The organism is Clostridium senegalense, from assembly GCF_018916625.1.
GTDB classification, from domain to species: domain Bacteria; phylum Bacillota; class Clostridia; order Clostridiales; family Clostridiaceae; genus Clostridium_J; species Clostridium_J senegalense.
The window spans coordinates 648,219-664,675 of the sequence record NZ_JAHLNC010000001.1; the positions used below are offsets into that span (position 1 = coordinate 648,219).

A 16,457-nucleotide genomic window follows, 5' to 3' on the forward strand; every position below is an offset into this window, starting at 1 on the left:
TTATTTTACATATACGTTAAACTCTCTAAGAATATCTAATAACTCCAGTTTTGATAATTTAGTCTCTTCACATAAGAAGTCTAAATCTGTCATGGTTATAGTTTTATCTTCTAAATTTTTAACACTATTTTTTATAAGCGACTTTCTATAATGATTTAAATCTTTTTCTGATATAGATATTTTAGATGGGTTTTCTGGAAGAATAATATTCTTACCTGGAACCTCTTTTTTAGGATCACCAATTATAATATCTATTCCATTTTCCTTGGCAAAAGTTAATTGTGGCAAAATATGCTTACCAGCACCAGTATATTCAGTTTCCTGAACAACTAAAATATCATCATCCTCCATCTCTTGAGCTATTACAAATGCTGCTGCTAATGATGTGTTTCCTGCTGGACCTCTCTCTAACCCTTCTATTTTTGATAATAATTCAGTAACATAAAAAACTTCCCCTTGACTCAAAGTAACATATCTATCTAAATATCTTAATGGCCTTGCTGCACTTCTTGGTACATCACTTCTATCTGGCCACACCATAAATGGTATTCCAAAACCAGTGTGTCCTGTAGTGAATGATTTTCTATTAAAATCAGTATCACTTGCCATATGAAGACCTTGAAGATCAACAGAAGCTCCTATAACTTTAGTATCAACCGCGCCTGCCTTTATAAGCCCTCTTGCTGTACCAGTAACATTCCCCCCCCCAGCATGTGTTGAGATAACCGCTATAGGATCTTTACCAAACCTTTCTCTACACTCAGTAGCTATTTCATAACCTAAAGTTTCAATTCCAGCTACTCCATAAGATGAATATAATGAGGCATTATAAAATCCTGTTTCCTCTAAGACTTCTAAGAATGTATAAAATAATTCTGGTCCTGCTGTAAGTTGTATAACTTCAGCACCTAAACAATCACATTTTCTTCCTTTTTCTATTATTTCAGGTTGCCCTATCTTTTTTGAATCATAACACTCTTGAACTATTATAGATTTCAATCCTTGCATAGATGCTTGAGAGGCAACTGCTGCACCATAATTTCCAGATGTTGCTGATACAACACCTTTATACCCTCTTATTTTTGCATCATAAACAGATACAGATGCTCTTCTATCTTTAAAGCTTCCCGATGGATTACAACTTTCATCTTTTATGAAAATTCTAGCCGCTTTCCCTGTCTTAGATACTTTGCGTGCCAAATTAGTTATATTCTTTAATTCTAATAAAGGTGTATTTCCTACTCCTACTTTACTTTGAATCTTCATTATTTCTCCTAATGAGTATCCTATATCTCTCATCATTCCTTCATAATCAAAGGCAATTCTTCCAATCTCATACTTTGAAAAATCTATCCCAACTGATTTAATCATTATTTCATTCTTTCTAGACATTAATTTTTCATACTTATTCAAAACTTTCACCTCCTAAAACTAATTTTCAAATAAAATTTCTTTAGCTTGCTTTCCTATATAGTCAATTTCGCTTATGTGTTTACCAAAACTATGATTATAGTTAGGGTTTTCTTCAACTAATACACCACGTATTTTTCTTCCTATAATAGTTTCAATTTCAACTTCATCTCCAATATTACAATCCATAAGTACATGTCCTCTAACCCACATTTTCAATGGAGTTGACTTTGTATCTTCTGGTATATTTTTAGCCCTATCTTCACTAGTCAATACTATCTTTGAGATTTCAACATAACTTCCTTTTTTTATCATAGTTCTCCTCCCTAATTCATTTTAAATAATACTTTAATTGATCTACAAAATTATTCTCTATAACATGAGGTATTTGCATATCTATCATTGTTTTTAAACCACTTTTACTTGATAAAACCTGTGGAATCATATTGATTGCAACAGCTGCTGTTCCTATGTTGCTGCAAATATCCTGTGTTATACAAAGATGTAAATTACCATTTCCATAAATATCTATATAGTCACCAGTTTCAAAGCCTTCACACTGAGGATATATTTGCTGTGTATGTTCTAAAGCTATTATTTTTTTGTTATTTCTATAAGCTATGGCTATATGATTGCATCCTGCAACCATTCCTGGATGTACTATAACAGTGTCTGTTTCTCTATAAGTATTCGATATAATAGGCTCCTTACTTTCAACTATCTCATCATATCTTAGACCTAATGTATTAGCTATCATGGATATAGATTGAGCAAAACCTATCTGTCCTTTTATAGTTCCTCTTTCTGTACCTTTTTCAAATTCCTGAATTGTAGTACCTACTCCTTGGCTTTTTATAATTGTTCTTCCAAGTCCTGATAAATCAGTAACTCTACTTGCTCTTATTGATTTTATGTTTTTATAAGAAGCTGTAAGCATCATAATAAGAGAATTCAACATAAATCCTGTATTAATACCTGTACCAAGTACCGTAACATTATTTATTTTTGCTAAATCATCAAGTTCTTTGGATAGATTTGATTCTATTGAATTAGGATATATCATCTCCTCAGAAATTATTATGCAATTTATTTTATTTTGTATTATCAGTTTTATTTTTGGGAATATAGATTCTACAAATGAATCTGAATCAATAGCTAATATAACAATATCTGCCTCTACACTTTTAAGTATTTCTATAGGGTTATTATTAATAACAATATAACTATTACCATAATTCAAATATTCGCTTAATTTTAATCCAACTTTTGATTTTTCTTTATCTATAGCTCCTACTATTTCTAACCCTTCTTTATCTAGTGTCATTCTTGCCATTTCACTACCTATAACCCCTAATCCCCAAAAAATCACTTTTATATTTTCCATGCTCAATCCCCCAATTAACAGAAATACATTTCAAACTACCCTAGACTTAGATATTCATTTTTAAATTATCCATTCCACAACTTAGATACTTAAGATAGTGAAACATGCTCAGAATCATTTAAAATTCAGCACTTATTTTTGTATGAAAATACTTTAAGTCTATTGAATAAATTTAAATTGTAGCTTGTTTCCCTATAATTATTAAAGCAATTTCAATGCCATATTTAATAGTAATATATGTTAGTTTTTCAATTTAAATCTCTATTTTGTTTTAACAAATTTTAAACTTTCTTTAAATAACGACCATTTTTTTGCACTAACCGCAAATTTTTTTTACTTATTAAGTATGAAAATACCATTTTTTACTAAGTAAACATAAAAAAACTAGAATAAATGCAAAAATATATGCACTCATTCTAGTTCATAAATATATTTATCAGTTTATAGAATATTTTTTTAGTTTATATTGAAGATTTTGCCTAGATATCTTAAGTTCTTTTGCTGTTCTAGTAATATTTCTTCCATTTTTCGAAAAAATTCTTTCTATAATTTCTTTCTCCAAATTATCTAAATAATCACTAATTGAAACATTTCCTTCCCAAAAATAAAGTTTTTCACTTTTATTATTAAATATAGCTTTATTTTCAAAGTATTCCTTACTTAATACTTCGCCTTCATCTATCATGTTCATTGCTGCTTCTATGACATTTTTAAGTTCTCTTATATTTCCATGCCATTCATAATTCAAGAAATCTTCTATAACCTTTTGGTCTATTAATTTAATATTTTTATTCAAAATATTGTTGTAATAATCCAAAAAGTAATTCGCTATTTTTTCAATATCCTCTTTACGTTCTCTTAGTGGCGGTATATTAATTCTTATAACACTTAACCTATAGTAAAAATCTTTTCTAAGTTTACCACTATCAATAAGTTTTTCAGGCTCCTCGTTTAATGTTGCTATGATTCTAACGTCTATATCTACTATTTTGTTACTCCCTATTGGCCTTATATATCCATCTTGAAGAACTCTTAAAAGTTTAGATTGAAGATAAGGTTCCATAGAATTAACTTCATCTAAAAGCATTGTTCCTCCATTAGCTTCTTCAAATAAACCTTTTTTATTTTCTGCTCCAGTAAAACTTCCTTTTACAGTTCCAAACAACATAGCTTCTAATAGAGCACTAGGTATAGCAGCACAGTTTATAGGAATAAACGGCTTGTCTTTTCTAACTCCTCCATAATGTATACTTTGAGCAAAAACTTCTTTACCAGTTCCAGTTTCTCCATATATTAAAACTGATGAGCTGCTCAAACTAGCCCTTAAAGATTTGTTCACTTCATTTTTAAGAATTAAATTATCACCTATTATATCTTTAAATTCATAATGATTTTTTTTAGATTTTTTATTATTTTTCTCTAAATCACACAATTTTTCATTTAAACTTTTTATTCGAGTCATATCTTTTGCAATCTCTATAGCTGCTATAACCTTATCATTCGCAATTACTGGAACTGTTGTATTTATAGATGTTATTTTTCTACCTTCTTTATTAAAATAATTCTGTAATACATCCCTATATTCTTTTTTCTCTTTAAGTGCTTTCATAAGTGTAGAGCCATTTTCCATTGCTTTTAAGTATTCATAAACTTTTTTACCTAATACTTCTTCTTTTTTTAAGCCTTCTATTTTTTCCATTGCACAATTATAATAGATAGTTTTCCCTTTATTATCTACAATGTGTATTCCCTCGTTAATATTGTTTATTAAATACTGTAAAATATGCTCACTTTTCATTTTAACTCACCACTACATATATAATGGATGTTTATTACAAAGTATAGCTACTCTTTCTTTTATTCCTTCTAAATCTTTTCCTCTATTTTCTACTACATCATTTATTAAAGAAGCTATTTCTTTCATATCTTCTTCTTTAAATCCTCTAGTTGTTACTGCTGCAGTACCAACTCTTATTCCACTTGTTATAAATGGACTTTTTGTTTCAAATGGTATAGTGTTTTTATTTACTGTAATTCTTACCTCGTCTAACATAGCTTCTAATTCTTTTCCTGTTAAATCTTTACTTGTTAAATCTACAAGCATAACATGGTTATCTGTACCACCAGAAACTATTCTAAATCCGTAATTTTCAAGTTCTTCACCTAAAACCTTTGCATTTTTTACAACTTGGTCTATATATGTTTTAAAATCATCTTCCATTGCTTCCTTAAAACAAACAGCTTTTGCTGCTATACAATGCATTAAAGGTCCACCTTGCATTCCTGGAAATATAGATTTATCTAATTTTTTAGCAAATTCTTCTTTGCAAAGTACAGCTCCACCTCTTGGTCCTCTTAAAGTTTTATGAGTTGTAGTTGTTACAAAATCTGCATATGGAACTGGTGATGGATGATGTCCTGTAGCAACTAATCCTGCTATATGAGCCATATCTACCATAAAATATGCTCCTATTTCATCAGCTATTTCTCTAAATTTTTTAAAATCTATAACTCTTGAATAAGCACTTGCTCCAGCAACTATTAATTTTGGTTTATATTCTAATGCTTTTGCTCTAACATCTTCATAATCTATAGTTTCTGTTTCCTTATCTACTCCGTAAGATACAAACTTATATAATTTTCCTGAAAAATTAACTGGACTACCATGTGTTAAATGTCCACCATGACTTAAATCCATTCCAAGTACTGTATCTCCTGGATTTAACACTGTTAAATATACAGCCATATTCGCTTGAGAACCTGAATGTGGTTGAACATTTGCGTGGTCTGCATTAAATAATTTTGTCATTCTATCTCTTGCTAAATCTTCTACCTTATCTACAGCAAAGCATCCACCATAATATCTTTTTCCTGGATAACCTTCTGCATATTTATTAGTTAGTACTGATCCTAATGCTCTTATAACTCCTTCTGATACAAAGTTTTCTGATGCAATTAGCTCAATATGATCTTCTTGACGTTGTGTTTCCTCATTAATAAATTCTAGTAACTCTTTGTCATTAAGTTGTAAATTATTTAAATTCATTTTTTTGCCCCCCTAAATATATTGAATATTAAATTTTTAATTATGCAAAATAATAATGTTTTTAAAATCTTATTAATTTTAGCATTATTTTATTAACATTGTAACAAATTCTTTTATATTTCACAAACTATAAATTTTAAATTTTTTTTATAGTTTCTATATAAATTTAAATAAATTATGTAATCGATATAATTTATAATTCATTTAAAAAATACATAATTTATTACATATTTTATTTTTAAATATACAATAAATATTAATCTATATTTTTCCAAATGAAAACGAATACCATTCTATATTTTTACTTTTATTAAAATATTATCAAATTTATTTGTAAAAATAAGGATTATTAAATAATCTGTTAAAAAATTGTTAATAAACTTTAAATTTAAAATTAACAGAAAAATAAATTTTATTTTTTAAATATTTTCATATCCTATTGAATTTTGCAAATTTTTATATATAATTGAATAAGCATAATTTTTTTCATCGAAAGGAGTAGCCATGTATACTGATAATATTATTCATATAGCAGCAGATGCTGGTAAAATAATGCTTGAAAATGGTGGCGAGACTTATAGAGTTGAACAGACTATTTCTATGATATGTCAAGCTTTTGGACTTAAAAATGTAGAGAACTTTGTTACTCCAACAGTTATAGTTCTTTCTATAACAAATAAAAATTCTGAAACTATAACTACAGTTAGACGTTTAAAAAATAGAACAGTAAATCTAAAAAAAGTTGCCCTTATAAATGATTTGTCTAGAAATCTCTATACAAATACTTTATCTATGGATGATATAAAAAAAGAATTACATTACATAAACAATATACCTGCGTATAGTTCTGACATAAGTTTAATAAGTTCTACACTTACAGCAGGATTTTTCACATTACTATTTGGAGGAAATTTAAGAGACTTCTTTATTTCTTGTTTCATTGGACTTCTCATAACTTTTACAGGAAGGCTTTTTGATAAATATGAAGTTAATAATTTTTTTAGTAATGTTTGTGGTGGATTAATTTCTTCTTCTATTGCAGTTATTATAAATCATATTAATCCATCTTTTAATGTAGATACTATAATAATAGGTTCTATAATGCTTTTAGTTCCTGGGTTAGTTATTACTAATGCTATTCGAGATACTTTATCTGGAGATTTACTTTCTGGTATTTCTCGTTCTGTAGAAGCTTTAATAATAGCTGCTAGTATAGCAATTGGAACTGCTATTGGATTTAAAGTCTGGATATTTATCTTAGGAGGTACACTATAGTGAAAGTATTGATATTAGCTTTTATATATGCATTTATAAGCTCTTTAGGATTTGGAATATTATTTAATGTTAGAGGAAAAGACTTATTCTTCGCCTCTCTTGGTGGTGGTCTATCTTGGTTTGTGTATAAATTAGCTATTTTAAATGGACTTTCAGATGTATTAGCCTTATTCTTAGGAACATTAATGGTCAGTATTGTTGCTGAAATATGCGCCCGTGTATTTAAAAATCCAGTAACTGTTTACCTTATTTGTGGGTTAATTCCCCTTGTTCCTGGAAGCGGAATGTACTATACAACCTTTGAGGCTGTTAAAGGAAATTATTCAACTGCTCTTACAAAAGGCATACAAACTTTATTTAATGCTGGTTCAATTTCTGTATCAGTTATGTTTGTTTCTACATTGAGTAGGCTTTTAACAAAAATAATTTTAAAATCTAGACTAAAAAAAATGGAGAGTGAGCAATAATCTCTGTTAATAAACTAAATGAATTTCTTATACCAACATATTTGAAGAATATATAATTGAAATTCTTCAAAATGTTGGTTTTTTATTAAAAATTCAAAAAAATGAAGGATTTTTAAATGCTCATTTTTTATATACTATATTTTTTTAACTAATATAAAATTTTAATAATACAATATATACAAAATATATTGTATTATTAAAATTTTGCAATTTTTTTATATCCTATTGAACTTTCTTTATATTTCTAGCTATAATTATGAGGAGCATTGTTAAATTTATAATAGAAAGGAGCATACATGGATACTGATAATATTATTCACATAGCTGCAGATGCTGGTAAGCTGATGCTTGAAAATGGTGGAGAAACTTATAGAGTTGAACAAACAATTTCCACAATATGCAAAACATTTGAAATACATAACGTGAACAGTTTTATAACACCAACGACTATTGTAATTTCTATTAACAATAATGGTGAAACTGTTTCTACTGTAAGAAGATTAACAGGAACAACCGTAAATTTAAAAAAGGTTTCATTAGTAGCTGATTTATCAGAGAGAATATCTAATAAATCTATTCCAACAAGTGAAATTGAAAGAGAATTAAGATATATATCTACACTTCCTCCTTATAGAGATGATACTGTTTTAATAAGCTCAATGTTTGCTGCAGGATTTTTCGCATTATTATTTGGAGGCGCTTTTAGAGATTTTTTCATTTCTTTTTTTATAGGGATGTTAATTACATTAAGCGGTAGAATTTTCAAAAAATACAATGTTAACAGTTTTTTCACAAATGTGTGTGGAGGATTTATAGCTTCTTCAATTGCTGTTATTGCACATCATTTTAATCCAAACTTTAACATTGATAAAATAATTATAGGAGCTATAATGCTTCTTGTCCCTGGGCTTTTAGTTACTAATGCTATTAGAGATACTCTTAACGGAGATTTAATTTCAGGTATCTCTAGAGCTGTCGAAGCTTTAATTATAGCAGTAAGCATTGCTATAGGAACAGCTATTGGATTTAAATTATTCATATTTATTTTAGGAGGTACTCTATAATGCCTCAATTATTATTAGATTTCATATACGCATTTATGAGCACAGTATGTTTTGGTGTTATATTTAATATTAGAGAAAAACATTTATTCTTCACTGCTTTAGGCGGCGCATTGTCTTGGGTAGTTTATAAATATCTATTATTTTTAGGTTATTCGGCTGTAGTTTCCATGTTTTTTGGTACAATAGCTGTAAGTATGGTATCAGAAATTTGCGCAAAAGTCTTTAATAAACCAGTAACCTTGTATTTAATTTGTGGATTAATTCCTCTTGTTCCTGGAAGTGGAATGTATTATACTACTTTCGAAACTGTAAAGGGAAATTATGAACTATCTTTAATTAAAGGATTAGACACATTATCTTATGCCGGTTCAATAGCTGTAGCTGTAATTCTTACTTCTACAGTAGCAAATCTTTTAACTAATATATTTTCAAAAAAACGCACTTATTAAATTTTTTAATATAAAAAACGTCCTTAATTTGTAAATTAGGGACGTCCTTAAATTTAAACATATGCTCAAAATTCAAACACTTAAATATAGATTTTGTTATATTTTGATTTTAATATTCATACTCTTTTGCATTTTCACATATGGAGATTTTAAGTGTTTTTCCTTCTAATAATTTCTTATAGGAACACAAAAATTCATTTAACTCCATATCTTGAATATCTATTTTATTAGAACTTCTTAATATAACATTTTCTTGCTCTAGTAAAACATCTAAATCATTAATATCATTAGTTATTTTATATATCATAACAGCAGAATTTTTAGTTTTCCCTTGATATTTTTCTTGAAAGCTAATAGTTTTTCTTAAACTTTCATATTCTTCAGTTATGTTTCCAAGACCCATAGAATTTAAATCAACACCAAAATCTTTCATTTGATTTTGTAAATCCTCAGAATTAAATCCATATCTCTCCATGAGTTTCTTTTGAATATTCATTAATTTTTCATTAGATATAGAGTTTTTATCCATGTATTCCTTTAGACTCTTTGTAAAGTCACTTATATTCATTTTTCCTTGTGACATTGAATAATATAACTCATATATATAATTTTCAAATTTATCGATATCTTTATCACTTGCTTTGGTTTTCAATTCATTAAAATTAATTATATCACTCATATACTTATTAACTAATTATCTAAATTAGTTAGTCCTCCTTTTTTATACTTATATGTATTGTAACATGATATTAAAACTTCCATATGTAAAATTCCATTATGTTTCATGTATATTAAAACATAAAATAAACTTCACAACTTTTATAAAACTTAAATATCAATGATCATTTACAGTCTATTATGGTTAGTAAAATGCTCCCATATGATTTTGAGTATAATTTATACATACATATTAAAAACAAATTTAAATTTTAAACTTATTTCATAACAAATAGAATCCACTACAGTACCTGTTATTAGCTTGCAGTTGTTCAAAACACTCTTAGCCACCTAATAGTATTAATAATTTTTATGTCAAAAATACGTTGTTTTAATTAGCCTCTACAATAAACTGTTATTAAATTTTTATATACTGAATAGTTTTTATTTATTTAGTATAAAAAAAAGGTTACATAAATGCAACCTTTAATTCTTTAAATTAACCCCACTATGCCGTCTCCAAGGCGTATTTGAACCCGTACTACCACGGGTGGAACCCTCCTTTATTTTTCTGGTACTTAAGTCGTACTCAAGTCAACACTCCAAATAAAGAGCAGTGATTCCTATTGTTAAAATGTTGGCTCAATATAGGCCTTTTCCACGCACACAGTAGGAAAATTAATTCAACTTATAACTATATTATATACTAACAATACTATTTTTTCAAATATTTATTAATACTTTTTAACAAAATTTATTATACTTTTATTTTGTCCACAATTTTGAAATATATGCTCAATTCATAATTTCTTTTAACATTAATTTTCTTCTTTTTTCACATCGGTTTTAATACATAATTCTTGTAACTGTTTATCATCAACAAGATTTGGAGCTTCACTCATTGGACAATATGCATTTTGATTTTTAGGGAATGCTATAACATCTTTTATGTTATCTGTTCCAGCTAAGAACATAACCATTCTATCAAAACCATATGCAAGTCCGCCATGTGGAGGTGGTCCATATTTAAATGCTTCTAATAAAAATCCAAATCTCTCCCATGCACTTTCTTTACTAAATCCTAAAAGCTCAAACATTTTTTGTTGAAGTTTAGTATCATGGATTCTTATACTACCTCCACCAAGCTCTTCTCCATTTAAAACTATGTCATAAGCTTTAGCTCTAACTTTTAAAGGATCTACATCTAAAAGTTCTAAATCTTCATCCATAGGACATGTGAACGGATGATGTAATGCTACATGTCTTTTTTCTTCTTCATCATATTCTAATAATGGGAACTCTGTTATCCAAACAAAATTAAATTCATCATTATCTTTTAATATTTCAAGCTGTTTTGCAATCTCTAATCTTAATGCTCCTAATGATTGCAATACTACACTATCTACATCTGCAACTATTAATACTAAATCTCCAACTTTAGCTTCTGCAGCATTTAATAAATTTTGCATTTCTTCTTCACTAAAGAATTTAGCTATTGGTGATTTAATTTCTCCTTCTTTATATGCTATCCATGCTAAACCTTTTGCTTTATAAGTTTTAACAAACTCTCCAAGCTTATCTATTTTTTTCCTACCCATATCTGAAGCGCCTTCTACTGTTAAAGCTCTTACAGAACCACCATTTGCTATTGCATTTTTAAATACCGCAAATTCACTATCTTTAACAGCATCTGTGATATTTTTTATCTCCATACCAAATCTTAAATCAGGTTTATCAGAACCGTACTTTTCCATAGCTTCCTTAAATGGCATTCTTTTTATTGGAAGTTGTACGTCTATTCCTTTTATTTCTTTAAATACTTTTTTAATCAATCCTTCGTTTAACGCTATTACATCATCAACTTCTACAAATGACATTTCTAAGTCTATTTGCGTAAATTCAGGTTGTCTATTTGCTCTTAAATCTTCATCTCTAAAACATTTTACTATTTGATAGTACTTATCAAAGCCTGAAACCATAAGCAATTGTTTAAATATTTGTGGTGATTGTGGTAATGCATAAAACATTCCAGGATAATTTCTACTAGGAACCAAATAGTCTCTAGCTCCTTCTGGAGTACTCTTAGTTAACATAGGCGTTTCCATCTCTAAGAAACCATTTTCATCTAAATAATCTCTAACAATTTTATTTGCTTTATTTCTTATCATAAAGATATTTTGCATATCTGGTCTTCTTAAATCTAAATATCTATATTTTAATCTTATATTTTCTGCTGCATCTAGATTTTCCTTTATATATATTGGAGGAGTTTCTGATTCAGATAATATTTTTATACTTTCACCTTTTAACTCTACCATTCCAGTTGGAATATTATTGTTTGGAGATTCTCTTCTTACAATTTCACCAGTTACAGCTATACAATACTCTGGTTTAGCTAAATCAGCTTTTTCAAAAGCCTCTTTATTTATTTCCTCTCCAAACATTACTTGTAGTATACCAGTTCTATCCCTTAAATCTATAAAAACTAGACCACCTAAGTTTCTTTTTCTTTGGACCCATCCCATTACAGTAACCTTTTGAGAAACATGTTTCTCTCTAAGTTCACCGCACATAATGGTTCTTTTAAGCCCATTTAATGCTTCTCCCATATTTGTACCTCCTAAAAATTACTTATCCTTTATGTATAGATATACAAAAAAATTATTAAGTATTTATAACATAAATTTTATTCCGGTTATAGCTCTAATAGCTATAACTTCATTATATGGGTTTCCCTCCTAAATTTAAATTTATTTAGATAAGAAACCCATTTAAAATAACAATTTAAACTCAATTGGTTTTATGAAATTGAAAACCTTCTAGTTATAAATTAAGAATTTAACTTCTATTCCTAATGGCAAACTAATTATTTTTAATTATATTTGATATATCATTTATATTATCCAAACTAAGTTCAAATTGATTTCCATCATCCATTCTTTTTAGCTTGAATTTTCTATTATTTATTTCTTCTTCACCTAAAACTGCTGTAAAACTTGCTCCAATTTTATTTGCAAATTTCATCTGTGCTTTAACACTTCTTCCAACATGATCACAATCTGCCTTTATTCCTACATGTCTTAAGGAATTAACAAGTTTAACAGCCTCTATTTTAGAACTTTCCCCCATTGAAACAATATAAGCATCAATATAGTTTGGTTTTGGTATTTCTATACCTTTTTCTTCAAGAGTTAATAATAGCCTCTCCATTCCCATACCAAAACCTACAGCAGGTATATCCTGACCACCAATTTCTTTAATTAAGCCATCATATCTACCACCACCACAAAGTGTAAATCCATTATCCATAACTTCAAATATAGTTTTAGTATAATAATCTAAACCTCTAACAACCATAGGGTCTACAATATAGCTAATTCCTATAGCCTCTAGATATGTTTTTAAATTTTCAAAGTGATTCTTACATTCATCACATACATAATCTAATGTTATAGGTGCATCTTTTACAATTTCTTTACATGCTTCAACTTTACAGTCTAATATTCTTAATGGATTCTTTTCTAACCTACTATGGCAAGTTGGACATAATCCTTCTTTTTTTAACTCTAAATATTCTTTTAATGCATCATTATATTTTTGTCTACAATTTGGACATCCTAAATTATTTATATGAAGCTCTAGTCCTTCTATTCCAAAGTGTTTATATACATCCATAATTATACTTATTATTTCAGCATCTACCGAAGCCTGTTGTGAACCAAAAACTTCAACACCAAACTGATGATGTTGTCTTAATCTACCCTTTTGCATTTTTTCATATCTAAATGCTGGTGTAAAATAATATAATTTTGTTGGTTGCGCATCTGCATAAAGTGCATTTTCAACAAATGCTCTAACAGCTGGTGCTGTGCCTTCAGGTTTTAATGTTATACTTCTTCCGCCTTTATCTTCAAAAGTATACATTTCCTTTTGAACTATATCTGTTGTTTCACCAACACCTCTTTTAAACAAATCTGTACTTTCAAACATTGGAGTTCTTACTTCTAAACAACCGTATTTCGCAGCTATATCTCTCATTAAATTTTCTACATAATGCCACTTATACACTTCTGATGGTAATATATCTTTAGTTCCTTTCGGTGCTTTAAAGTTCATGAAATTCCTCCTTTATACTCCATAAAGAGATTCTAATAAATTTATTTTCTTCTCTATCATCTCATCTATTCTTTTTATATATTCTCTTACATCTTTTACATTTCCAAAGCGCTCAATTCTATTATCATTTAAAAAAACAACTTTTGAAACAGCATCTGCTCCTAATGCCACAATTGTTTGTTTTTCTTCTATCATCTGTATATTATATATACCTTCTTTACCATCTTTTGAATATCCTATATTCTCCATGTTCCCTACCATATTCTTTTGTCTATACATATAATATGGATTCATATCAAGTTCCTTTGATAATTGAACAGTCTTTTCATACATATCATTAAGCTCATCTTGACTAGGTATTTCAAATTTCTTATTATTTATTAAATTCTCATAAAGTTTAGAAGCTCTTTTAATAGACATGCCATGCACTGTTAAACTTTGAGGATTTAACTTTTTAATAGCTTCACAGGTTTTATTTATATTAATTAGATTCTCCCCTGGAAGCCCTACTATTATATCCATGTTTATATTATCAAATCCTAATTCACAAGCTAAATTAAACTTTTCAACTACAGACTCAACATTATGATTTCTTCCTATAACTTTTAGTGTTGAATCATTCATTGTTTGAGGATTTATACTTATTCTTTGAACTTTATATTTTTGCATTGTTAAAAGCTTTTCTCTTGTAATACTATCTGGTCTACCACATTCAACTGTAAATTCTTTTATATGTTTATTTTCTATAAAAGAATTATATATATGTTTCATTATATATTCAAACTCTTCATTGTTTACAGCAGTTGGAGTACCCCCTCCAAAATAGACACACTCTATTTTAAGTTCCCTTTTAGTTATATATAAGCTTAGTTCTGATATTTCTTTATGTAATGCTTCTAAATAAGGTTTAACTATATTTTTGCAGCTTGATATTGGGTTAGATGTGAATGAACAATACGCACACCTAGTTGGACAAAATGGCATTCCTATATAAACACTAATAGTTTTTTCATCCTTATTTATTATATTTCTTTCCCATTTTGCAACATCTATACAAAGTTGAGATTTTTCTTTTGATGTAAAATATCTATCATTAAATTCTTTTATAATATCATTTTCACTAATATTTTTTTCCAAAAGTTCTATAGCCTTTTTAGATGGTCTTATTCCAACTAAAGTTCCCCAAACCAAGTTTTTGTTTGTTAAATCAGTTAGAAAAGCAAAAACTGCTTTTCTAACTTCTTCTTTAATTTTATAATTATCATTTATAGTATAATCTTTAATAATATCTTTATGTTTTATAGATATTTTTTCTTGAAAAATATCTATTTTTATATCCTCTTTTTCATCAACAAATTCTATATCACTGAAAGCATAAAATAAATTTATCATTTGAAAAATATCATATCTAAATTGTAAATTATTTAAATTAACTCTTATTTCAGTATCCTTATTATACAATTTTTATCAAGTCCTTTTTCTAAAATTCTATCTCAAAAATGGATTAGTTGCTTTCTCTCTTTCCATTGTAGTTCTTGGACCATGACCTGGGAATACAACAGTATCATCATCTAGTATCATAAGTTTATTTTTGATAGAGTTCATAAGGGCTTCTGTATCTCCACCCTCTAAATCCGTTCTACCTACAGAACCTGTAAATAATGTATCACCTGTGAACACATTATTTCCTATTTTAAATGTAAGCCCTCCTGGCGTATGTCCAGGTGTTTCTATACATTCTATCTCAAAGTTTTTCAACTTGATTTTATCATTTTGTTTTAAGTACATATTTACACCATTAAAGAAAACATCTCCATAGATATAAGTACCTTTTTTCATAAACTTATAATCTTTTTCACTTATTCCTATTTCTCCACCTACAAGTTTGAACAATCCATCTACTCCACCTACATGATCTACGTGACCATGTGTTAGAAGAATATACTTCACATTTGCGCCTAATTTACCAATTTCTTTTTCTATATCATCTACATCTCCACCAGGATCTAAAACAACTGCTTCTTTAGTTTCTTCATCCATGATTATATAGCAATTTGCTCCATATATTCCTGCAACAACTCTTTTTATTACCATAATTAACACCCACCTATAACTAAAAGTCTTTTTTACTTTCCAATAGTAATGTTACAGGTCCATCATTTTGTATATAAACCTGCATATCTGCTCCAAATTCACCAGTTTCAATTTTATTTTCACCTAGTTTATTTTTAAACTCTAAAACTAGTTTATCATACAACTCTTTTGCTTTTTCTCCACCTTGTGCCTTCATAAAATCAGGCCTTTTCCCTTTTCTACAATCGCCATATAACGTAAACTGAGAAATTAAAAGTATACTTCCACCTATATCTTCTACAGAAAAATTCATTTTATCATTTTCATCTTCAAATATTCTCATTCCTAAAACTTTTCTTACTATATAATCTATATCTGCTTCTGTATCCTCTTTACTTATCCCAATAAGAACATTTAATCCTTTTTCTATTTTCCCTATGATTTTATCTTCAACTTCAACTCTAGAATTTTTTACTTTTTGAACTATAGCTCTCATTTTTATCCACCCTATCTAAT

15 protein-coding genes and 1 other RNA gene are annotated in these 16,457 nt (G+C 28.1%); 4 read left to right on the plus strand and 12 right to left on the minus strand.

The genetic code is table 11. The features are described from left to right. The 5 genes from ortB to glyA form a co-directional block, all read right to left on the minus strand. Positions 1-1,422 carry a 2-amino-4-oxopentanoate thiolase subunit OrtB gene (ortB, locus tag KQI36_RS03165; protein ID WP_425321719.1) on the minus strand — a complete coding sequence of 474 codons (1,422 nt, stop codon included), beginning with the start codon at positions 1,420-1,422 and terminating at the stop codon, positions 1-3. Between the two features lie 9 nt (positions 1,423-1,431). Further along, on the minus strand, positions 1,432-1,725 hold the full coding sequence (ortA, locus tag KQI36_RS03170; protein WP_216449577.1) for a 2-amino-4-oxopentanoate thiolase subunit OrtA: 294 nt from the start codon (positions 1,723-1,725) through the stop codon (positions 1,432-1,434). Positions 1,726-1,741: 16 nt separating this feature from the next. Beyond that, entirely contained in the window at positions 1,742-2,794 is a 1,053-nt protein-coding gene (gene ord, locus KQI36_RS03175) for a 2,4-diaminopentanoate dehydrogenase (RefSeq protein WP_216449578.1), read from the minus strand. Positions 2,795-3,230: 436 nt separating this feature from the next. Next, entirely contained in the window at positions 3,231-4,592 is a 1,362-nt protein-coding gene (locus KQI36_RS03180) for a sigma-54 interaction domain-containing protein (RefSeq protein ID WP_216449579.1), read from the minus strand. A gap of 12 nt (positions 4,593-4,604) precedes the next feature. Next, on the minus strand, positions 4,605-5,840 hold the full coding sequence (gene glyA / locus KQI36_RS03185; protein ID WP_010292934.1) for a serine hydroxymethyltransferase: 1,236 nt from the start codon (positions 5,838-5,840) through the stop codon (positions 4,605-4,607). A gap of 504 nt (positions 5,841-6,344) precedes the next feature. Here glyA and KQI36_RS03190 point away from each other — a divergent pair. The 4 genes from KQI36_RS03190 to KQI36_RS03205 all read left to right on the plus strand — a co-directional run bounded on the left by KQI36_RS03190 (position 6,345) and on the right by KQI36_RS03205 (position 9,095). Further along, on the plus strand, positions 6,345-7,115 hold the full coding sequence (locus KQI36_RS03190) for a threonine/serine exporter family protein (protein WP_216449580.1): 771 nt from the start codon (positions 6,345-6,347) through the stop codon (positions 7,113-7,115). Next, entirely contained in the window at positions 7,115-7,582 is a 468-nt protein-coding gene (locus KQI36_RS03195) for a threonine/serine exporter family protein (protein WP_010292938.1), read from the plus strand. Before KQI36_RS03190 ends, KQI36_RS03195 begins: the two co-directional genes overlap by 1 nt. Before the next feature lie 296 nt (positions 7,583-7,878). Continuing rightward, entirely contained in the window at positions 7,879-8,646 is a 768-nt protein-coding gene (locus KQI36_RS03200; RefSeq protein WP_010292940.1) for a threonine/serine exporter family protein, read from the plus strand. Further along, entirely contained in the window at positions 8,646-9,095 is a 450-nt protein-coding gene (locus KQI36_RS03205; protein ID WP_216449581.1) for a threonine/serine exporter family protein, read from the plus strand. The genes KQI36_RS03200 and KQI36_RS03205 overlap by 1 nt, the downstream gene beginning before the upstream one ends. A 109-nt stretch (positions 9,096-9,204) precedes the next feature. On the opposite strand, the gene KQI36_RS03210 is transcribed toward KQI36_RS03205, so the two are convergent. The 7 genes from KQI36_RS03210 to dtd form a co-directional block, all read right to left on the minus strand. Next, positions 9,205-9,774 carry a DUF3867 domain-containing protein gene (locus tag KQI36_RS03210; protein WP_216449582.1) on the minus strand — a complete coding sequence of 190 codons (570 nt, stop codon included), beginning with the start codon at positions 9,772-9,774 and terminating at the stop codon, positions 9,205-9,207. A gap of 476 nt (positions 9,775-10,250) precedes the next feature. Continuing rightward, positions 10,251-10,431, minus strand: a non-coding RNA gene (gene ssrS / locus KQI36_RS03215) — 6S RNA. A gap of 139 nt (positions 10,432-10,570) precedes the next feature. Next, positions 10,571-12,361: an aspartate--tRNA ligase gene (gene aspS / locus KQI36_RS03220; RefSeq protein WP_216449583.1), complete on the minus strand. Its 1,791-nt coding sequence runs from the start codon at positions 12,359-12,361 to the stop codon at positions 10,571-10,573. A gap of 253 nt (positions 12,362-12,614) precedes the next feature. Beyond that, complete coding sequence (gene hisS, locus KQI36_RS03225; protein ID WP_010292947.1) at positions 12,615-13,868, minus strand: histidine--tRNA ligase; 1,254 nt, start codon at positions 13,866-13,868, stop codon at positions 12,615-12,617. 12 nt (positions 13,869-13,880) lie between these two features. After that, positions 13,881-15,329, minus strand: coding sequence for a coproporphyrinogen III oxidase (locus KQI36_RS03230; RefSeq protein WP_010292948.1), 1,449 nt, complete (start codon positions 15,327-15,329; stop codon positions 13,881-13,883). A 27-nt stretch (positions 15,330-15,356) separates the two neighbouring features. Next, the gene (locus tag KQI36_RS03235) at positions 15,357-15,962 is read right to left on the minus strand and encodes an MBL fold metallo-hydrolase (RefSeq protein ID WP_216449584.1); all 606 of its coding nucleotides are present in this window, start codon (positions 15,960-15,962) and stop codon (positions 15,357-15,359) included. Positions 15,963-15,981: 19 nt separating this feature from the next. Further along, entirely contained in the window at positions 15,982-16,437 is a 456-nt protein-coding gene (dtd, locus tag KQI36_RS03240) for a D-aminoacyl-tRNA deacylase (protein ID WP_216449585.1), read from the minus strand. Positions 16,438-16,457: the final 20 nt, after the last annotated feature.